Here is a 19,770-nt window from a genome sequence, read left to right as displayed (position 1 = left end):
TACTTTAAGGAGTTTCAATTATTCGATCTGTTAACCGTTATTTTTTGGATCTAAACTTAATAAAATAGCATTAATGGCGACGATGACTGTTGACACAGACATTAGAATTGCTCCTAATGCAGGGCTTAATGTGATACCAATAGGAGCCAAAATTCCTGCAGCTAGAGGGATAGCTATAATGTTATAACCAGCTCCCCAAAAGAGATTTTGTTTCATTTTACGAGTTGTCTTGTGTGCTAATTCAATAAATGATTCAATATCTCCTGGATCAGATTGAGTCAAGATGACATCAGCTGAATCCAACGCCACTTGGGTTCCAGCGCCTACAGCTATACCAACATCTGCCAAGGCAAGAGAAGGAGCATCATTGACACCGTCACCTACCATGATAACTTTCTTTCCTTCTTCTTTAAGTGTTTTTACTAACTCATATTTGTCTTGTGGAGATTGATTTGATCTATATTCAATCTCTAAATCTTCTGCCGCGCCTTGAGCTGCTTTTTCATTATCACCTGTTGCCATAATCGGCTCTATATTGTTCTTTTTAAGAGCTTTAATTAACTCTTTGCTCGTTGGTTTTAATTCATCACCTAAAGCTACAGCACCAATAGCATCATCGTTTTCTACTAAGACACTGAGAGTTGCTCCTTTTGGAATATCCATATCCAGATTACGTCCATATGCTTTTTGGCTGATTAATTGGTAACTATGGCCCTTGGCTTTGCCTTCTACGCCAGCACCGGAAATCACATCAATTGAATCAAAAGATACTGGACTTATACCTTGCTGCTTAGCGAAGCTTATAATTGATTGAGCAATCGGGTGGCTAGATCCTCCTTCAATACCTGCCAGTAAGGCAATGATTTCCTCTTTATTATATTTGTTATTAAAAAGTTCAACGTCTAATACTTTAAACTCACCAGTTGTTAAAGTACCTGTCTTATCTAAAATCATCACATCTGCATCTTGAGCTATTTCTAAGGCTTGGCGGTCTTTTACTAGTAAGCCACGACTTGCCCCTAAGCTTGTACTACGAGCGGTGACCAATGGAATAGCTAGACCCAAAGCGTGAGGACAAGCAATAACTAATGTAGTAGTAGTAAATATAACTGCCGTTGGCACATCTTCTATAACCATCCATGTTACAAAAGCAATTAGCGAGACAATAACAGCAATATAGAAGAGCCATCCTGCAACCTTTTGAGCAATATTTTCTGCTCTGGAAGGCTGACTTTGAGCTTGGCTGATTAAATTCTGAACTTGAGATATAAAGGATTGATCACCTGTCTCATTCACTTTAATATAAAGAACCCCTTCTCCATTTGTTGAGCCTCCGATTACTTCATCGCCAGGACCTTTTTTAACTGCTTTTGATTCTCCAGTTAGAAGAGCTTCATTTAAACGTGATTCGCCACGCTCGATAGTTCCATCTGCTGGCACATTTTCTCCAGCTTGAACTCGAATTAAATCACCTACCTTTAAGTCAGCAACTGGTCGTGTTTCTATTGAATCGTCATCTAATACTACATGAGCATCTTTTGGTACTAGCTTAGCCAGTTCTTCTTGTGCATCTCCTGCTTCTCCAATAGCTTTCATCTCAATCCAGTGACCTAATAACATGATTAATAGTAATGAAGCAAATTCAAAGAAAAAATCCATAATTTGTTCACCTGTTACGTAGCTTGCTATTACAGTATAAATACTATATAAATATGAAACACTTAAACCTAAAGAAACGAGAGCCATCATTCCAGGTTCTTTTTGTTTAAATTCGTCAACTGCCCCTTGATAGAATGGACGTCCACCATAAATAATTAATATAGTAGATAAAATAGCTACTACAATATCAGAATATGGAAAAGTAAACTGGAATGGTAGGTCAAACCCAGCCATAGGGGATAAGAGCATAATAATGATTCCTAGTGGCAATGACTTTAAGAAAAGTTCCTTAAAGTTACCGTGATGATGGTGGTCATGCCCACTATGCCCGCTGTGGTCATGCCCACTGTGCCCGCTGTGATCATGCCCAGCATGATGTTCTTGATGTTGATCCTTATAGCCTCCATGTTCTTCCGTGCTTACGTGCTCATGTTTTGAATGATCCATGTCGCCATGATTATGGTGACTGTGGGATAAATGTTTGTTGTAATTGTTCATTTTAAATTCCTCCTTATACTTAATAATGATGTAAATGACATTTGCATTGTCTATGCGATTCCTGAAAAAAGTACACAGTTGATTGAATATTACTGGGACTGTATACCGGTCATTGGATTAAGACCTGAGAGTGTACACACCCGAAACGGGTTAGGTGCCAACTCATATGCAAAGGTACATATATTCTCTCGTTTGGCAAAATCCGACTTTGCACAGAAACGATCTGTGGCGTCCCTTTCGGCTTAAATGATGCCGCAATAAATTATATTTGGAATTTGGCAATTTATGATTTGTACCGTAAAATTATTTCCTATGGTATTGAATATTTCTCCAGTGCGATTAATTGGGAGGGTAAAAAATTAAAAACAATTGAAGACTTAAGAGAAGTAAAAGATTATCAAATTATCTCTGGTACTTTTTCTCTCGGCATCATTCCACATGAGGCCCATTTCTATCTTGAACAGTGTCGAGAAATACGGAATAATTTCTCAACAGCTCATTTTCCTATGGGTGCATTAGATAAGATAGAGACATTTAATTTTATCAAGAATTGCATAAAGTATGTTCTTACATACGATCTACCAGCTCCAGGATTGCAAATTAAAGACCTCATAGAAAATTTGTCATCAGAAAAACTTGAGAAAGGTGAGGAGATATGTGCTATTATATAAAATCAGTCGTCAAAAATTCATGGTCCTATTTTACATAATTTGTTTTCAAATTATATCAAACCTGATTGTAATGCAAATTTAAAATACAATGTAAAATTGATTGCTCCATCATTATGGAATATTGTTTCTGAAGATGTAAAAAGTAGTATAGCTGTTAAGTTTGCATCTCTGCGAGAAGTTAAAGGGAAAGATGGAGCTAATGAAGCACTAAGCTTTTTAAAACTAGTTAATGGTGTTTCTTATATACCAGAATCTTATAAAGAAGTTATTTTTAAGAAACACGCTCAGTTTCTCATAGATGCTCATTATGAATGGAACAATTTTTATAATGAACCAAATTTTGCCAAAGAACTTGATACCTTAGGATATGAAATTCCAATTGCATCCTTAAACACCTATTTAAAAGCAGTTTTATTATCTTATTTAGGAAATTGTTATGGAGTTTCTAAAGATGCCCAAGAATATAATGAAAAGATGCTTTTAAATTTAACCCAAACAGGAATAAGAGGATTGTTTAGATTAATTGACAAAAATGTAGATATCGTAAGAATTTTATCAAGTATAGGTCCTGTTAATAGGCTCAAATCCCTTATGGATTTAATAAAAGAAAAAACAATGCTCCCCGAACAACAGAAAATTATGGCTTTTAATACATTGAGAACTCCTTCAGAGGAAAGTGAACATAAAGGGTTTAGCAATTTTATAAAAGGTTTTTTTAGTATGTATCGTAATCCAAAAGCTCATACTCCAAGAATGACAGAGGATACACAATTATCAGCCATGATAGAGGTTTTAGTCGTTGCTTCCATAATTCATAACAAATTAGATATAACATATAAGACAGGATATTAGTTATTTGGCTTTTTGTTACTTTTGAGCCGTCTCAACTCGCTGCCAAAAGTAACGAGGTATTTTTTGTTGGGGTTTCTTTGCTCCTTTCTTTGTCCGCCCGAAGCTCACGAAAGAAAGGAGCGGTCGGCAAATCTGCCGACCGCTTTACGTTGTGTGCTCTTTTTGAACGATTATCCGTCCCGTCTTTACTTCGGGGTGTGTGGAGAAAGCCCAATTGATTTCCTCATCGGGAAGTGTGCTGTGAATGCTGCTACCCATAACCAACCCACAATTTTGCAGGACTTTCTGCCGTGCGTCTTCTTTGTTCTCCGCAACCACATCAAACACTCCATCGAAGATGTATTGCGTCCGTACTCTGTAAACTTTCTTCTTCATAATCTTAAAATTCAACTTTTAATAATCTATATTCCTTTGGCTCTCCATTTGACAATCTGCGGTGTTTGAGCCAAAAGTGATGTGCACCATAGCCGTATGCAAAGAACTTGTCAAGTTCTGTTTCTTCGGCTATTTGGTTGATAGCCGACCTTAACTCCTCTTTGTTGTCGGATAGGGTTATTGCGTTGATAACCCTGATGAGTATGTGTGGTATCTCGTCCGCACTGTTATAGATAATGTTTTCAATCTCTGTTTTCATATCTGTGTCTATTTAATTGTTTGTTTTATGCAGTAGCTTGCATCCGCTGGCTGATTAGCCTACGATTGGCATTGACAAGGTTTACTATCTGTTCGTGGTACTCGGTATTCTTGTTGCACACTCCACGACTTTGCACCACCTCAAATGATTTCAGTGATACCTCTATTGTTTCTATCCGCTTGCCCTCAATGGTTGCCGACAGGATTAGTGAGTCCTCTTTAAGATAATATTCGTTGGAGAATACGCAATGGTGCATGGTCGCTCCCTCCTCCAAATGTTCACGCACGCTCTCCAATACGTGGACTTGGATTGTGCCGTCCGTGAAATGGATACCGAAGAATTTGGATTTGAGTTCCTTGAAACGTTTTTCGTCTTCCATTGCCTTCTGCTGTTTTTTGGTTATCTCCTCCCTTTCCCTTTGTCTATTGAGTTCCTCCTGTCTGCGGTCGTGTTCGGCTTTGAGGTTGGTGGGGCAAAGAAACTTCGGGCTGTGTATGTCCTTGCCCAAGCAGCTGAGCATATCCACATAATCGCACCAAAGGGAAATATCTGCCATCTCATAGCCGTTACGGACTGCAATTTTGTAGGACTGCCAATACTCGTCAAACGCTCTTCTTTTGCCAAGAAAATAGCGTAGGTGGTCTGTACGTCCCGACTTTATCAATGTTTCGGCACGGCTGTCAGAAAGCAAGGCAGGAATGAGTGTCGTCGGGGGTATATTGTGAAAGTCATCCTTGAAACCATTTCTGCGAAGTGTGTCTGATGCCTTGAACTTCGGATATATCTGCGAATAGGCTGCGTATCGGTAGGCTTCGTTGTCGTTGCGGATTGCCATAGGTGTACAATAGGAGAATGTATCAACGTATCTTCCCAATACTCTCTGAACGGCAACAATCGTCTTTCGTCCTTGTGCGTTCCACCAATACTGACCGATTTCAAGCACATAGTGTCCAGCCTTGCAACCTTTCTCCATTTCAGCCACGAGGAGGAACATCCGCAACACTTGGTATTCTCCGCAAGCGGTAAGTGTCGTGAAATAGTGCTTCTGCTGCAATTTCCTTTGGAATGTTTCCTTGACCTGCAACTTTGCCCTGCAATGAGGGCAAGTGCAAGTTTCTCTATGTTTGTTCATTACCCAACTATGCCCACAATCCATACAAGTGGTGCGACCTTTTGGCAAGCGGTAGGCGAAGTGGTCTATGCACTCACGGAATGCCCACTTACTTTGTGTCTTGGTTATCGGGCAAAGATACTTGCTTTGTTCCAAAACTGCCTTTTCAAATTTGTTTCTCGGTTTCATAGGCTTAAAAATCGAATAGTGATGGTTGTACATGGGTTGCTACATTCTCGGTCTTTTTAACTCGTGCGTTACGACTCTGTAACTTGGCAAGTTCCTCACGCTGATATTGCTTAATGGCTTCCTGCCTTGCTTCGACTTTTTCTTCCTCCGTTAGTTCCACAACGTGATTAACGGCAACTTGGCAAGAAACAGCCTTGCCGACCTCTATATCGTCCTCATCGTAGTAGTGAACAGCCATAGAGAAGATTTCATCATCATCAAAGCCGTTGCAACCGCTTTTCTGCACTTCATTAAGAATGTAGGTGATGCACTCCTCGATATTCTTGTTAGGTTTCATCAAGTTGGGGGCAAACAAGGGGTCTGTCATAGCACGCTGATTGAGATACTCGGCTATTGTCCGTGTGAAATGTTCTGTTCCTTTCATTGTCGTATATGTTTTGATGTTGTTAATACTTGGGAATTTCCACTATCTGATTGATACGTCCATATAGGTAGGCTCTTAGGCTTGTTCTGTCGGGTGCGTAATACTCTGTCCATTGTCCGTACTGATTGACAAGATATTTCTTCAGTACATCAAAGAAGTCAAAGCGATAGCCTTGCAGGGGAACGGCTGTGCGGAAATAGGTATTAGAGTTCACCGCTTCACATAGCCAATTCTTTTCTTCACGGCTCATACACTCGCCACGATTGAGTTTCATACGTAGGAGATATACTTTGCTGTTACAAAGGTTCTCCAAAGGGGGAACGTCCCATTGTACAAACTTAATTGCCAACACTTGCTCACTTTTTTCAGCCACAGGGTTAATGCGGTAATGAGAGGAGGAGCTATATCCTTTGCTGTTCATCGAAGATGTTGTATTTACCTTTTGCTTATCCATAGCGACATTTTTTTTTTGCGTCCAAAGATCGGAGTATGCTGATTCCTTTTTGTAGCAATAAAAAGGTAGGGGGCGTAGCTGGCACAAGGTTTTTCAGGAAAATACTACCCAGAGCGTAGCTGAGGTGTGGAGATTTTCCATGAAAACCGCAAGGCACTGGACCTTGTGCAAGCCGTAGTCCCTTACTACCTTTGCGGATAAAAAGGAAACCAGCACCGAGCCGTGGCACACGTATCGAAGTGGAATGGATGGACTTCAGAAGCGAAAGTGCAACAACATAAAAAGTTGTCTAACCCAAAATATCGTCATAGAATATCAGTTTGTCTTTAGACTTTATATATTAAAGTTTACAAATAACACACGTATGGTGCAGATAAAAGCCTCTAATTATCGTAATATAATACTATTAAAATAAATCTTTAGTTAAAAAACATACTAAGGTGAAAAAATTTATGCTATTATCATTTTTTTTTTTAACTTTGTATCAAACATCTATATTATTATAAAGATTTGTATTATGTACAAAGAACTTGTAAATGGAACTTTTATTCAGCAAGATATTAGTTATGTGTCACTTATGCGTAGACATATAAAGAAGCATCCTTCCTATTTACAACCTTTATTTGAAGCTATCAGTAATGCGCTTGAAGCGACAAATGGAGAAAATGATATTATCACAATAAGAATAAAAAGGTCTAAAACTCTATTAGAGAATAAGTTGACTTTTAATTCTATAGAAATTACTGACACAGGTGTTGGTTTTGATGATAAGAACTTCAAAAGATTAAGAAATATATATGATGAGTCAAAAAACTGTAATAATCTAGGTACAGGAAGGATACAATATTTGCATTTCTTTGGCAAAACAGATATCTATAGTTCCTACAATGATAATGGAGTTTTAAGAAATCGTAGGATTGTCCTTTCTACAGATTTTTACAGTAAAGAAAATTCTGTAATATGGATGAGTGATATGGCAGAGTCTGAATCTAACAACTTTTTAGGAACAAGTATTACTTTCTATTTTCCCAAATCTGATATAGATAGACAAAAATACGAAGAATTAACAACAGAAGAACTACGTAGAAAAATTCTACTACATTATTTAAGTCGCTTTTGCTTAAACAAAGATCATCTTCAAACTATAAAAATTGAAAATTATATCAATAATGTTCATGATTCTGAAAGTGATCAAGTTATATGTGGCAGCGACATTCCTGCCGCAGATTACCAAGAATCCTTTAAATTGGAATATTTACTATATAATAAGGATACTAAAAAATTTGAGAGACAACAAGAAAGAGAATCTTTCCAAATAAATTCGTACTTACTTCCAACAACTATACAAAGGAAAAATGAGATAAAGTTAACGAGTAAGGATGAAACTGTAGAGGTTAGTGGTTTAGATTTATCTTTTATTGATAAATCTTCTAAAATAAAAGGGAAATACATGTTGTGTCTTGTTTCAAGTACATTCTTAACAGAGCAAGATGGTGATCTACGAGGAAAACTACATTTAAAAACAAAAAAAGATTTTATTCGCCAAAATGACGCTTTTGAAATATCTGAACCTCATATTTTTATAGATGAGATAGAAGAACATATCGTTTCAAAAATCACAACGTTTTATCCTCAGATTAGAAAAATAAAAGAAGAATATGATAAGGAATTAGAAGAAATAATTGAATTATTTGCACTTGATAGGAATATTATAAAGGAAGTAGGTTATAAATATGGTGAGAATATCGCAGCTTTCTTAAAGCGTTATAAAGAATATAATGCAGAAGTCGCTGCTAAGAAAGAAGCTAGAATGAAGTCTGTTATTGATTCTCTTAAAACCCTTGACACTACTGCTAACAATTACAGGCAAAATTTCAACAAAAAGATTAAAGAGTTATCAAAATTAATACCTCAGAAGAATCGAGCAGATATTACAAATTATATTTCAAGCAGAAAAGCTGCGTTATCTATATTAAAGTTTATCCTTAAAAAACAGTTGGAGGTTCAGACCAATAATAAAATTAGCAAGCGTCAACAAAATGAAAAGTTAATTCATAATCTACTTTTCACACGGCATTCAACAGATCCTATAGAAAGTAATCTGTGGATACTTAATGAAGATTTTATCCATTATAATGGTATTTCAGAAGGTGAGCTGCGAAATGTAAAAATTCAAGGAGAATCTTTTTTAAGAGAAGATTTAACTGGAAGCGAACTTGCGAAACTAAAACGATACAATAGGGATCAATTAGGCAAACGTACAGACATTCTCCTTTTTCCACAGGAACATAAATGTATTATTATAGAACTGAAAAGTACAGAGGCTGATGTCACCAAATATCTTGACCAAGTAATAGATTATGCAGGACTAATACGCCAATACTCAAAGGATAAATTTGAAATTACAAATTTCTATGCTTATCTAATAGGTGAAGACTTTGACTTTGACGCCGTTATAAACAGGAATCCCTCATTTATTGAATCGGATTATCTGGATTATCTTTATATACCAGATCAGAAGATTAATGGTGGTAAACATCGAGAAAAAGGAACTATGTATTTTGAAGTTTTAAAGTATTCCTCTTTGTTAGAAAGAGCAGAATTACGAAATAGTGCATTTATATCCCCTTTATTCAAATAAGCCATAAAAGATATTTTAGAAATTTAAGTTACACATTATGGATCACAAATCTCCTAATAAAAACATTGCTGGCTATTCCTGGACTCTTGGATTGTCCTTGTTAGCTTCTGGTGTATTTGCCCTACTTGACAAAATGTGGCAGTTTGCGTTATATCTAATATTAGGATTTATTGCATTATCTATAGGTTTCTATTTTTGGTCGAAAAGGGACAAATAAAGACTGCTCATACTGTCAGTATACCGTTATTTTAAGAATATAATGCATACTCTCATAGCACACAGAGTAGAACTGCCGCAATGACAGCTGCCCAGAACAGGTAACTTAGCAGCGTAAAGGTTATTTGTAGAATAACTCTGACAATAAAGCGAAGAATAAGAAATCCGACAATGACTGAAGCTCCCGTTATGACTTGCGGTGTCAGAAGTCTAGATAGTAGGAGAACTGCACCGATGATGACGGAAAGCAGGGTGGCTAGTTCGATGAAGCGTGTCCAACCGAAGCGACGGACTTGCTTGGGAGAAGTCGGCTGCTGCTTGATATTTTCAGTTTTATTCGATGCGTCTGCCGTGATGAAAGCAGGAGTGTGAACGTCTTGATTCATGATGATTTTATTCATAATCGGAGCTTTTAATAGTTCAAGAGCAGTTACAAGATGCGCAGACTACACAAAGACAAGTGTTGGTGCAAACTCTTGGCGTGTGGAGCGGAGCGTTTATCTTGGCTCTTGACACTACAAAAGCTTCCGATGGTGCTGTATCAAGTCATATTCTCACCGCCTATCGTTGGCAGACCATTGACCTCAATGAGCAGAACGATTGTTCCTGTCAGTTCAGTGTAGAGTTTCTCATAATCTGGACTCGCCCCAAAGTCGTTCGTCAGTTCATACTTGTCAAAAACGCGTTGCACAGCCTTATTCTTCAGAAGCATTGGTGTTAGTCTTTCAGGAAGAGGAGAAGGGAGTTCTTTCTCGAACTCATTCTCTAAGACAGATACAAGCGTGTCATACTTGGAAAAGTGCAAACCTTGGTATAAGACTTCACTTGCCATTGTCTCAGCTTCGGGATGCGAGAAGCCTTGTGCCACAGCATCGCAGTAGGAGGTAAGTGCTTCGTCGGCTCTTGCCGTTATGAATGGTTTGTCACTCAGCATTTCGGAGAAATGCTCACTAAGATAATTCTCTAATTTCAATCGGAAGTAAGATAATTCTTTCTTTGTTTCCATAATCGTCTATCATTTTAGGGTTATACATTAATATATTATATGCCCATGGCTGTATTAAACTTACTGAGCTTTCCAGCCAGTTCTTCCATGTCACGTTCAACTTTCTTGTTTGTTATTCGTGCATAAATCTGAGTTATTCTGATATTTGTATGTCCAAGCATCTTTGATACAGACTCCATTGGTACCCCTTTGGATATAGACATAGTGGCGAAAGTATGCCTTGCCATGTGGAAGGTCAGATTCTTTTTTATGCCACAAAGGTCGGCAATTTCTTTCAAATATGAGTTGATACGCTGGTTGCTCAACATAGGAAAGACTTTCCCCCCTTTTCTATTGATGTCGTAGTACCTTCTTATAATGGCAAGTGGAATGTCCAGTAACATGACGTTTTCATCTACGCTTGTCTTATACCTCTTGGTGATAAGCCACTGTCTGTCTTCGACAGTAACAATCTTATCGTAGGTAAGATTATATACGTCAATGTAGGCTAATCCTGTGAAGCAGGAAAAAATAAAAATATTCTTTACTAACTCCAGTCTTTCTATGTCAAAGTGTTTCTTCATAATACGGAGAACCTCTTCTTCTGTGAGATAACCACGATCTACCAACTCGTAGTGTAGTTTGTGGTTTGCAAACGGATCATGCATAATAAGTCCTCTGTTCCTCGCATAGTTCACGACCGTCTTCAAGTTTCTCAATTTCTTGGTGGTAGTATTATGTGCCCCGCCTACAACTGAGGTCAGATACAATTCAAAGTCTTGGACAACAGCACTTGTTAGTTCTGACAACCCAATGTCCCTGCGGTGATATTTTGCCTGTAGGAAGCTTTGAAAGTTCTGCCTCACCACCTTGTACTTATAAAACGTTCCCTTTGTCAGCGTCTTGCCAACTTGTTGCGTGATGGAGTCAATATATTTATCAAAGACAGGGAGAAAAGTTGTAAATTCCTTATCTGTTCCAAGAAACACTGACCTGATAAGATCTAAGGACAAGCTTTCAGAGGTTTCATATTTCCTATAGATCTGCATCAAAGTTGTTGTCATTGCATCTATTGATGCATTGACGGAGAGAGCTTCAGCCGTTCTACCAATCATTCTGCTGGTTTTGTTGCTCCATTTAGATTTATCCACGAAAATTTTAGTGGATCCAAGATTAGCCATTTCGCCTCCGAGATACATTCGGAGCATTACAGGCGATTTTCCTTCTTTGTTCTCGTAGTTGGAACGTAGGTAGTAGGACACCTTGAAAGTCGTTTTCATAACGCATCATTTTTTAGTGTAGCTTTCTTGGCTACAAAGTTCAACATAAATTGTTGAAAACGAGATATTTGTATGCCGTCAATTAGGTAGTCATTTTCCATTCACTGCTACATTTTTTTGAGAGCCTGCTTTTGTGTAGCAGTTTCTGTAGCAGAAAATGACCGAATGATGACTATCAAAAGGTATGGTTTGGCTGTCAAACGGATATGGATAAAAACAAAAAAATCGCTGTAAAACCTCGATTTTACAGCGATTATCCTTGTTTTGAAGGCTAAAATGACGTGTTGTTTGACGTCCTCTTGAAACCTCTTTGTGGACCAGCCTGGGCTTGAACCAGGGACCTCCAGATTATGAGTCTGTTGCTCTAACCAACTGAGCTACAAGTCCTGATTTTTTAATTCGGGTGCAAAGATAATGAAATAAGTGGAAAATCGAGCAGTTATGAGGGATATTTTTTATCGTTTTAACACATTTTGCGGTGTTCAAGGGGAAAATGCGGGGGAATTGATGTATCTTTGCAAAGATTATGCGAGTAAGAATTCGGATTTTTAGTTTCGTGTTTATGGAATAAAATAATCCTTTGCAGCATTGTAACTTCCAAAATGAAGTGCAATTAAATATTCAATTGGAGTTGAATTCAGCGAAATTGTGATGATAGAAAGTGTTAAAAATATAATCTTCGACTTAGGAAATGTGTTGGTTGATTTAGATTTCCAACGCTGTATTCGTGCTTTTCAGGAAATAGGAGGTACGGATATTGCGGAAATTATAGCTGACGGAACTGCCGAAAGTTTATTTCTTGATACTGAATTAGGTCATGTAGATGTGGCTGAATTTTACAATCGAGTGCGTAAATTGGGTAAAAATGAGGCTACTGATGCGCAGATTTTATGGGCATGGAATGAGATGTTGGTGGGTGTTTCGGTGGAAAAGAAACAACGTTTGTTGGCATTGAATGCTTCTCACAATGTTTTTTTACTTTCTAATACGAACGATATGCATTGGCAAAAGTGTGCCAACGATTTCTTCCCTTATCTTCATTTTGGTGTCAAAGATTATTTCCAGCAAGTATTTTTATCGTACGAAATGCACTTAAAAAAGCCTTCATTAGAGATTTTTTCTGAAGTTTTAAGCGCAGCAAATATACGAGCTGAAGAGACTATTTTTATTGATGATTCAGCTGAAAATTGTCAATCTGCTGCTTCGTTGGGCATCAAAACTTTCCATAATGTAAATGTTAACGATTGGTTGGCGTTAGATTTTAAATCGTGAAAACCTGCAAAGAGATGAAAGTTAGATACTTAAAACATGGCGAAGACTTGGATATGAATCCTTCGATAGCAACGATAGGCTTTTTCGACGGAGTGCATCTTGGTCATCAATTTCTGCTCAATAAGCTTGCCGATATGGCTCAACAAAGCGATTTAGAAGCAACGGTTATCACTTTCGACCGTCACCCTCGTCAAGTTCTTCAAAGCGATTATCAGCCTAAAATGCTTTCTACGCTTGATGAAAAGTTGACAAAACTCCAACAAACTCGGGTGGATAATGTCGTAGTGATACATTTTGATAAGAATTTTGCACAACTTTCTGCTCGCATTTTCATGGAAACGGTGTTGAAAAACCAATTAAATGTGAAGAAATTGATAATGGGTTACGACAATCGTTTCGGTCATAATCGTTCTGAAACTTTCGAAGATTATGTTGCTTATGGTCAGGAAATCGGTATGGAGGTGATGCAAAGTTCAGCCTTAACGCTTGGCGATATGAATGTAAGTTCGTCGGTTGTGCGCAGATTGGTAGAGCGTGGCGACATGGAAGCAGCTCAAAAATGTTTGGGTACACCTTATATTATAAAAGGGAAGGTGGTAAATGGCTTTCAAAATGGGCGTAAATTGGGTTTTCCAACCGCTAATATTGAGGTTGATAGCAGTGAAAAATTGTTGCCGCCAACAGGCGTTTATGCTGTAAAAGTGGTGCTTGAAAATGACGAAACTACTTATGGCGGCATGCTGGATATTGGTACTCGCCCCACATTTAATGGTAAAAACCAAACTATAGAAGTGAATATTTTTGATTTCGAAGGCGACTTGTATGGCAGCATGCTGTCTGTTTCATTTGTGAAACGTTTGCGTGATGACGTAAAATTTGATAGTATCGAAGCCTTGATAGCCCAATTACATGAAGATAAAACTCAGGTAATCAGCATTTTGAACGCTATAAATAACAATTAAATTCAGCAATAATGGAACAAAAAAATATCCTTAAAAGCATTTTGCAAGCAGCCCTTTACGTTTCAACATTTATTGTTATTCAAACTACATTTCAGTTGCTTTCAATTCTTATTTACTCTTTTTTGAAAGGAATTTCCTTCTCTGTTATTGCGGCAGGATTGTCCAACGGAAAATTTTCAGAAGTGTTGATAATCAGTAATTTATTGTTTAGTATAGCTGCAATCTTACTCTTTGTAAAGCTAAAATGGACGCCCATATCGCGTACTTATTTACAATCGAAGCCTTGGGGTGTTTTCTTTTGGGCAGCAATGCTATCCATTGGTTTCATTTTACCAGCTGAATTTATCTACGAAAGGATACAACTTGAAATGTCAGACAATATGGTAGAGTTGTTTTCGGGCATCATGAGGCAGCCACTTGGCTATTTAATTCTCGGTATTTTAGCACCTATAACAGAAGAAATTGTATTCCGTGGTGCTTTGTTGCGTGTACTTTTGGAGACTTTTGGTCATCAAAAACGTTGGATAGCTATTGTGATTTCTGCTTTGATTTTTGCAGTTATTCATGGCAATGTTGCGCAAGGCACACATGCTTTCATTGGTGGAATTGCCTTGGGGTGGCTTTATATGCGTACTCGCAGCGTTCTTCCTGGCATTGTTTTGCATTGGGTAAACAATTCGATAGCCTACATTACGTTTAATTTGCTCCCCGATATGTCGGACGGAAAGCTCATTGATTTCTTCCACGGCGACGAGCGCATGATGTATGGCGGTTTATTTTTCTCACTCTGCATCTTTATCCCTGCTATTTTCCAACTTTCTATGAGAATGAAACGGGCAGACGGCAACCCATAAAATTGCACAGAACACCGCATGTTTTAGTGCAATAACAAGTCCTCCAATGGGGAAGATAATTTCAAATTCGGAGGCAGCGAGCGTACTTCATTTGGGGTACGCTCGTTTTTTATTTCTACTTTTAAATGCAAAAGAGCCTGTTTTGCATTCGAAAATAGGCTATTTGCAAAATCTGTTCTGTAAAATGAAAAATGAAAGTTGTAGGATTGGCTTTAACGTCCACCACAAAAAATGGTCATGATGCGGGGCGATAGTTTATCAAGAACGTAATGAATGGCTACGCTAACGATAAGCATTGTAAGCGGGGAAAGTAGATAAAGCACTGCGCCTTCCAAAGCGTTGTGAGGCGAAAGAATGCCCTGTTTGAACAAGAAGATGATACCTCCTTGCACAATTGTGTGGAAAGCAAAAACGAAGAATGTGGCATTCGTAAGAATTTCGGGAATAGGTTGTGTTATTTTTCCTTGACTTTGGCGATGGTTCAAGTAGCGTGTTGTAATGGAAACAACAAAGATGATGAGCCCAGCGTAGGCAATATTCATAAATTCTTGCTGCCATGCAAAAATAACAAAGAAGAGAGCAAACCATAGGAAGCGAGGCATTACTTCGGTAATCTTGATTTGTTTGATGCTAAAATAGGCACCAAACGAGAAAAATAGGAAACCTTGAAAACTCAATCCTGGCAAGTCATCGACCCACTTTGAGGCTAAAAGTAAACCTAAGAATAGGAGTACAGCAACTTGTATTTTGAATTTTGCAATTGCATCTATAAGTTTATAAATCAATGGTGTAGCAACACACAAAACCATTAAATCGCGTATGAACCAAAACGGAAGTACTACAGGAGCGGTAAGTCCACCTTGATTGTTTATTTTACTAATATCCCAAAAGGCTAAAAGCCAATCTTTGAAGCCAAATTGTTCTATAGGAGTATCAATAATAGCCGTCCAATTAGGAAGTAAACCTTCGCCTAAGGAAAGCAGAAAAAGGTAGGTTAAATTCCAAAATAAATAGGGAATAAGCAGCGAAAATACCCTTCGTTGCAACTTATGGATATACAATTCTTTCGTGAATAAGCCTTCCCGAAAGAACAATAAACCACTGATGAAAAAGAAAAAGGGGTTCGCCAGCAATGCCAACGAACCCGATAAAAAGTCGATAATAGCACCTAAGGTTGGGAGTTGTGGACCTATGTGGTTCGTACTTGATACCCATAGAGCGTCCCATGCCGTAGAGATGCCGTGAAAATTAGAATGAACAAACAAGACCAATACCACCAAAGGCAGTCGCAAAAAGCTGATGACCTGCGCTTGGCAGTCGGTTGTGTTCATTTGTATGCGCATGGTTTATGCTTTGTCAGCCAACAATTTTTTAGCCATTTCACGTCCCAATCGCCAGCATTCTTCCTTTACTTCAGGACTCAATGCTTGACGCATTTCAACAGGTTCGCCCACCTTTTCGAAATGACCACGGGTTTCGTTCCATTCGCCAATAGCGTGTACAGCTCTGCTTGCCCAACCATACGAACCAAACCAACCGATGTAGTGGTTCTTAATATCACGGTTGTCAATTTCAGAAAGCAACACTTCCATTTCGTGGTAAAGTCCATTATTGTAGGTAGGTGCGCCCACAATCAAGCCTTTATAGCGGAAAATATCACGGAGAATGTAGCTGTGGTGAGTCTTAGAAATGTTGTACATCACAATGTTTTTCACACCTTCAGCCGATGCAGCACGAGCAATTTGTTCGGCTACACGCTCGGTATTGCCATACATTGTTCCGTAACAAATCACCAAACCAGACTCTGTTTCGTACTTAGACATTTGGTCGTACAACGCAATCACGTCCTTAACGTATTGATTCCAAACAGGTCCGTGGGTAGAACAGATATAGTCTATCTTTTCATTCGCCAACTTTTTCAACGCATTTTGCACTGGTGTACCATATTTACCCACGATATTAGAGTAATAACGCACCATTTCCAACTTGTAAGGCATGGTGTCTATATCACGGTCGGTAACGCCTCCATTCAAAGCACCAAAGCAACCGAAGCCATCACCAGAGAATAATGCGTTTTCTTCTCCCTTGTAAATAGTCATCATTGTTTCTGGCCAGTGAATCATAGGAGTCATAAAGAACTGCAATTCATGCTCGCCCAACTTCATCACTTCACCGTTTTTCACTTCTACGGTATTCTCTTTAATACCATAAAAACCAGACATCAAGTCGAAAGTCTTTTTGTTTCCGATGATTTGAATATCAGGATAATACTGCTTTAACAAGGCTAAACCACCTGAATGGTCTGGTTCCATGTGGTGAATAACTAAGTAATCAATCTTACGGTCGCCAATTACTTCACGAATATTCTCAATGAATTGCACAAAAAAGTCTACTTCAACCGTATCAATCAGCACAACTTTCTCGTCGTCAATGAGGTAAGAATTGTAACTTACGCCATTTGGCAAAGGCCATAAACCTTCAAAAAGCGATTTGTTGCGGTCGTTTACACCGACATAGTAGAGTTTATTTGAAATTTCTATCATATTTATTTTATAGTATTTTTGTTCCTTATGATTGTTTCAACGATGCGCCAAAATCTTTGCTAACATAGTTGTAAATGTCTTTACAGCAATTGGCTGAAAAAGATTGGGCTAAGTTTATAAGCTCGTCCCATTGCGTTTCGCTAAGCCCTTGTGCTAAATCTTTGCGCTTGATGCCTAATTTTAAAAGCCCAAAGATAAATCCTGCATTGAAATTATCGCCTGCCCCCACTGTGCTAACCGTTTCGGTTGGAGCTACCTTGTATTGCTTTTTAAATCCATTTACACTTCTAACTTCCACAGGATTAGCCCCATCGGTGTAAATAAAGTGTTTGCAATAGAACGAAATTTCGGCATTATAAACCTTGTCAGCCTCCTCTTTGTTGAACAAATTGAGGAAGTCTTCACGACTGCCACGCACTATATCAGCGTAGTCAAGGTTCTCTAAAAGGTTGGGTCTTACCCTTATTACTTCGTTCTTATGCGATGAACGGAAGTTTACATCGTAGTAAATAATAGCACCTTTTGCCCTCGCCATTTCGAGAACACCCAATACTTGCTGACGAATAACGGGATTAACGGCATAATAAGAGCCGAAGATGACAATATCATCGGGCTGAATATCAGGACAAGAAAAGTCTAATTGGTCGTGTGGGTGGTCTTTATAAAAGATGTATTCTGCATCGTTTTGGTCGTTCAAAAATGCCAACGAAATGGGCGATTTAGACCCTGGGAACGCACTAACTCCGTCGGAATTGATACCATTTTCCTCTAAAAAACTTTTAATATAGTCGCCTACACGGTCGCTTCCAACCTCGCTTATAAAGGTAGTATCTACCCCTGAACGCCCTAACGATACTAAAGCGTTAAACGTTGAGCCTCCAGGATAAGCCCCAATAGGCTGTCCGTCTTTGAAAATAATGTCGAGAACCGTCTCGCCAATTCCTATAATCTTGCGCATGGAATTATCTTTTATATTACTTCCCTTCACCAATCTTTCTCTTTTGCCGAGGTTTCAAGGGTAATTTAATGTGCAAATATACCACAAATTGGGCAAATTTCAAAAAGAAAATCCGTAATTTTGCACACAGTATGGAATATAATACAACAAAGCTCAATAACGGTTTGCGCATCATACACCTGCCATCTGCTTCGCCAGTAGTCTATTGTGGCTATGAAATTAATACAGGAACGGCTGCGGAAGAGGCAAAAGAAGAGGGTATTGCACACTTTTGCGAACACGCAACTTTTAAAGGTACGACACGAAGAAATAGTATTGACATCATTACTTGCTTGGAAAATGTGGGTGGCGACCTGAATGCTTACACCACAAAGATTACGACTGTGTACCATTCAACCATACTAAAAGAACATTTTTCGTTGGCAGTTGATTTGCTTTCTGATATTGTTTTTCACAGTGTTTATCCACAAAGCGAAATTGATAAGGAAGTGGAAGTAATTTGCGATGAGATAGAATCGTATAACGATAGTCCTGCCGAATTGATTTACGACGAATTTGAAAATCTTATTTTTAAGGGACACCCATTGGGGCATAGCATATTGGGCGATGCCAAAACTGCTCGCTCCTTTACATCGGCTGATGCAAAACGTTTCACAGGAAAGTATTATCGCCCTAATAATTGTGTGTTTTTTATTTATGGAGATATTGATTTTGATGAAGCTGTAGCCTTGCTAACGAAGCATACAGAGGACGTTTCGTCAGCAGAAAAGGACGGAAAAAAGTACACAGAAGATGCTACGGCGACTTTGTTTCCTATCCATTCTGTCTATCAACCATCTAATATTACCATTCATAAGAAGACTCATCAAGCCCATGTTATGTTGGGTACGCGAGGATATTCTGTGCATGATGAACGTCGTATTGCCCTTTATTTGCTCAACAATATGTTAGGTGGACCAGGCATGAGTGCTCGTTTGAACCTTTCATTGCGTGAGAAAAACGGATTGGTTTACACGGTTGAAAGTACATTTGCAGCCTTTAGCACAACAGGTATGTGGAGTACTTATTTTGGTTGCGACCCTCAAGATGTAGAAAGGTGTATTTCCTTAGTACGAAAGGAGTTAAATCGATTCATAAACACGCCTTTAACCGATGAGGAAATAGCGGCTGCCAAACGCCAAATAAAGGGGCAAATAGGCATTGCTTGCGACAGTCGTGAGAGTTTTGCGCTCGATTTTGGAAAGAGTTTCTTGCACTATGGTTGGGAGAAGGATATTACAAATTTATTCGAACAAATTGATAAAATAACCGCAAGAGACATTCAGCAAGTGGCGAAAGATTTATTTGCGGAAGAAAAACTTACTACGCTCATTTATAAATAATATCCTTTCAACGTTTGGATATTAAATTATTTGTGTAAATTTGCACGAAATATCACATAAATATAAAGCATTATATTACGGCTGGTTCTATAAATTACCACCGCATATTGTCATTAAATTTTATGAAATACGTTTTGTTATCTTTTGGCTTCTTTTGGGTTCAAAATGTAAGTTCGTTCAGTCGT

General features: G+C 38.4%; 19 protein-coding genes and 1 tRNA gene. 7 read left to right on the top strand and 13 right to left on the bottom strand.

The features are described 5' to 3' along the window. Positions 1-30: 30 nt before the first annotated feature. Positions 31-2,157, bottom strand: a complete 2,127-nt coding sequence (locus tag DYI03_RS10340) for a heavy metal translocating P-type ATPase (RefSeq protein ID WP_025064835.1) — start codon at positions 2,155-2,157, stop codon at positions 31-33. Between the two features lie 275 nt (positions 2,158-2,432). Here DYI03_RS10340 and DYI03_RS10335 point away from each other — a divergent pair, with 275 nt between their 5' ends. Beyond that, positions 2,433-2,828 carry a hypothetical protein gene (locus tag DYI03_RS10335; protein WP_021670161.1) on the top strand — a complete coding sequence of 132 codons (396 nt, stop codon included), beginning with the start codon at positions 2,433-2,435 and terminating at the stop codon, positions 2,826-2,828. A 96-nt stretch (positions 2,829-2,924) separates the two neighbouring features. Next, positions 2,925-3,680, top strand: a complete 756-nt coding sequence (locus tag DYI03_RS13705; protein WP_231556690.1) for a TIGR02391 family protein — start codon at positions 2,925-2,927, stop codon at positions 3,678-3,680. A gap of 144 nt (positions 3,681-3,824) precedes the next feature. On the opposite strand, the gene DYI03_RS10325 is transcribed toward DYI03_RS13705, so the two are convergent. The 5 genes from DYI03_RS10325 to DYI03_RS10305 are packed head-to-tail and all read right to left on the bottom strand — an operon-like array spanning position 3,825 to position 6,492. Continuing rightward, positions 3,825-4,055 (bottom strand): hypothetical protein, encoded by a 231-nt coding sequence (locus DYI03_RS10325; protein WP_025064906.1) that lies wholly within the window; start codon positions 4,053-4,055, stop codon positions 3,825-3,827. A gap of 4 nt (positions 4,056-4,059) precedes the next feature. Beyond that, entirely contained in the window at positions 4,060-4,314 is a 255-nt protein-coding gene (locus DYI03_RS10320; RefSeq protein ID WP_025064907.1) for a hypothetical protein, read from the bottom strand. Positions 4,315-4,339: 25 nt separating this feature from the next. Continuing rightward, a complete protein-coding gene (locus tag DYI03_RS10315; RefSeq protein WP_115367940.1) occupies positions 4,340-5,614 on the bottom strand; it encodes a PcfJ domain-containing protein in 1,275 nt (424 codons plus the stop codon). 4 nt (positions 5,615-5,618) lie between these two features. Further along, positions 5,619-6,038 carry a PcfK-like family protein gene (locus tag DYI03_RS10310; RefSeq protein ID WP_025064733.1) on the bottom strand — a complete coding sequence of 140 codons (420 nt, stop codon included), beginning with the start codon at positions 6,036-6,038 and terminating at the stop codon, positions 5,619-5,621. A gap of 22 nt (positions 6,039-6,060) precedes the next feature. Continuing rightward, a complete protein-coding gene (locus tag DYI03_RS10305; RefSeq protein WP_004338071.1) occupies positions 6,061-6,492 on the bottom strand; it encodes a hypothetical protein in 432 nt (143 codons plus the stop codon). Positions 6,493-7,009: 517 nt separating this feature from the next. On the opposite strand from DYI03_RS10305, the gene DYI03_RS10300 reads away from it, so the two are divergent. Beyond that, on the top strand, positions 7,010-9,133 hold the full coding sequence (locus tag DYI03_RS10300; protein ID WP_021669157.1) for an ATP-binding protein: 2,124 nt from the start codon (positions 7,010-7,012) through the stop codon (positions 9,131-9,133). Positions 9,134-9,402: 269 nt separating this feature from the next. Here the strand turns inward: DYI03_RS10300 and DYI03_RS10295 are convergent, their stop codons facing one another. The 4 genes from DYI03_RS10295 to DYI03_RS10280 form a co-directional block, all read right to left on the bottom strand. Then, positions 9,403-9,750, bottom strand: coding sequence for a hypothetical protein (locus DYI03_RS10295; RefSeq protein WP_025064731.1), 348 nt, complete (start codon positions 9,748-9,750; stop codon positions 9,403-9,405). Between the two features lie 140 nt (positions 9,751-9,890). Further along, positions 9,891-10,355, bottom strand: coding sequence for a DUF1896 domain-containing protein (locus DYI03_RS10290; protein ID WP_025064730.1), 465 nt, complete (start codon positions 10,353-10,355; stop codon positions 9,891-9,893). 35 nt (positions 10,356-10,390) lie between these two features. Then, positions 10,391-11,614 carry a site-specific integrase gene (locus DYI03_RS10285; protein WP_021668763.1) on the bottom strand — a complete coding sequence of 408 codons (1,224 nt, stop codon included), beginning with the start codon at positions 11,612-11,614 and terminating at the stop codon, positions 10,391-10,393. Between the two features lie 313 nt (positions 11,615-11,927). After that, a tRNA-Ile gene (locus DYI03_RS10280) sits at positions 11,928-12,001 on the bottom strand. Positions 12,002-12,265: 264 nt separating this feature from the next. Between DYI03_RS10280 and DYI03_RS10275 the strand changes: the two genes are divergently transcribed. Genes DYI03_RS10275 through DYI03_RS10265 form a run of 3 tightly spaced genes read left to right on the top strand, consistent with a single transcriptional unit; the run spans position 12,266 to position 14,702 of the window. After that, positions 12,266-12,886, top strand: a complete 621-nt coding sequence (locus DYI03_RS10275; RefSeq protein WP_021669474.1) for an HAD family hydrolase — start codon at positions 12,266-12,268, stop codon at positions 12,884-12,886. A gap of 14 nt (positions 12,887-12,900) precedes the next feature. After that, on the top strand, positions 12,901-13,848 hold the full coding sequence (locus tag DYI03_RS10270; RefSeq protein WP_025064729.1) for a bifunctional riboflavin kinase/FAD synthetase: 948 nt from the start codon (positions 12,901-12,903) through the stop codon (positions 13,846-13,848). A gap of 11 nt (positions 13,849-13,859) precedes the next feature. Then, on the top strand, positions 13,860-14,702 hold the full coding sequence (locus DYI03_RS10265; RefSeq protein WP_021669472.1) for a CPBP family intramembrane glutamic endopeptidase: 843 nt from the start codon (positions 13,860-13,862) through the stop codon (positions 14,700-14,702). Positions 14,703-14,914: 212 nt separating this feature from the next. Here DYI03_RS10265 and DYI03_RS10260 read toward each other — a convergent pair whose 3' ends face one another. The 3 genes from DYI03_RS10260 to DYI03_RS10250 are packed head-to-tail and all read right to left on the bottom strand — an operon-like array spanning position 14,915 to position 18,203. After that, entirely contained in the window at positions 14,915-16,033 is a 1,119-nt protein-coding gene (locus DYI03_RS10260) for an acyltransferase family protein (protein WP_244916344.1), read from the bottom strand. Between the two features lie 15 nt (positions 16,034-16,048). Beyond that, positions 16,049-17,245, bottom strand: a complete 1,197-nt coding sequence (locus DYI03_RS10255; protein WP_021669470.1) for an FprA family A-type flavoprotein — start codon at positions 17,243-17,245, stop codon at positions 16,049-16,051. A gap of 25 nt (positions 17,246-17,270) precedes the next feature. Next, positions 17,271-18,203, bottom strand: coding sequence for a carbohydrate kinase family protein (locus DYI03_RS10250; RefSeq protein ID WP_025064728.1), 933 nt, complete (start codon positions 18,201-18,203; stop codon positions 17,271-17,273). A 131-nt stretch (positions 18,204-18,334) separates the two neighbouring features. Here DYI03_RS10250 and DYI03_RS10245 point away from each other — a divergent pair, with 131 nt between their 5' ends. Next, positions 18,335-19,585, top strand: a complete 1,251-nt coding sequence (locus tag DYI03_RS10245) for a M16 family metallopeptidase (RefSeq protein ID WP_025064727.1) — start codon at positions 18,335-18,337, stop codon at positions 19,583-19,585. Positions 19,586-19,770 lie beyond the last annotated feature (185 nt).

This window comes from Prevotella disiens, from assembly GCF_900454955.1.
GTDB lineage: Bacteria > Bacteroidota > Bacteroidia > Bacteroidales > Bacteroidaceae > Prevotella > Prevotella disiens.
The sequence above is the reverse complement of the archived record's forward strand: the minus strand, read 5'-3'. Positions and strand labels throughout refer to the sequence as shown.

Excerpts from the sequence above, each read along its gene's own strand:
- DYI03_RS10340 (WP_025064835.1), bottom strand. The coding sequence starts at position 2,157 with ATGAACAATTACAACAAACATTTATCCCACAGTCACCATAATCATGGC.
- DYI03_RS10325 (WP_025064906.1), bottom strand. The coding sequence starts at position 4,055 with ATGAAGAAGAAAGTTTACAGAGTACGGACGCAATACATCTTCGATGGA.
- DYI03_RS10320 (WP_025064907.1), bottom strand. The coding sequence starts at position 4,314 with ATGAAAACAGAGATTGAAAACATTATCTATAACAGTGCGGACGAGATA.
- DYI03_RS10315 (WP_115367940.1), bottom strand. The coding sequence starts at position 5,614 with ATGAAACCGAGAAACAAATTTGAAAAGGCAGTTTTGGAACAAAGCAAG.
- DYI03_RS10310 (WP_025064733.1), bottom strand. The coding sequence starts at position 6,038 with ATGAAAGGAACAGAACATTTCACACGGACAATAGCCGAGTATCTCAAT.
- DYI03_RS10305 (WP_004338071.1), bottom strand. The coding sequence starts at position 6,492 with ATGGATAAGCAAAAGGTAAATACAACATCTTCGATGAACAGCAAAGGA.
- DYI03_RS10300 (WP_021669157.1), top strand. The coding sequence starts at position 7,010 with ATGTACAAAGAACTTGTAAATGGAACTTTTATTCAGCAAGATATTAGT.
- DYI03_RS10295 (WP_025064731.1), bottom strand. The coding sequence starts at position 9,750 with ATGAATAAAATCATCATGAATCAAGACGTTCACACTCCTGCTTTCATC.
- DYI03_RS10290 (WP_025064730.1), bottom strand. The coding sequence starts at position 10,355 with ATGGAAACAAAGAAAGAATTATCTTACTTCCGATTGAAATTAGAGAAT.
- DYI03_RS10285 (WP_021668763.1), bottom strand. The coding sequence starts at position 11,614 with ATGAAAACGACTTTCAAGGTGTCCTACTACCTACGTTCCAACTACGAG.
- DYI03_RS10275 (WP_021669474.1), top strand. The coding sequence starts at position 12,266 with ATGATAGAAAGTGTTAAAAATATAATCTTCGACTTAGGAAATGTGTTG.
- DYI03_RS10270 (WP_025064729.1), top strand. The coding sequence starts at position 12,901 with ATGAAAGTTAGATACTTAAAACATGGCGAAGACTTGGATATGAATCCT.
- DYI03_RS10265 (WP_021669472.1), top strand. The coding sequence starts at position 13,860 with ATGGAACAAAAAAATATCCTTAAAAGCATTTTGCAAGCAGCCCTTTAC.
- DYI03_RS10260 (WP_244916344.1), bottom strand. The coding sequence starts at position 16,033 with ATGAACACAACCGACTGCCAAGCGCAGGTCATCAGCTTTTTGCGACTG.
- DYI03_RS10255 (WP_021669470.1), bottom strand. The coding sequence starts at position 17,245 with ATGATAGAAATTTCAAATAAACTCTACTATGTCGGTGTAAACGACCGC.
- DYI03_RS10250 (WP_025064728.1), bottom strand. The coding sequence starts at position 18,203 with ATGCGCAAGATTATAGGAATTGGCGAGACGGTTCTCGACATTATTTTC.
- DYI03_RS10245 (WP_025064727.1), top strand. The coding sequence starts at position 18,335 with ATGGAATATAATACAACAAAGCTCAATAACGGTTTGCGCATCATACAC.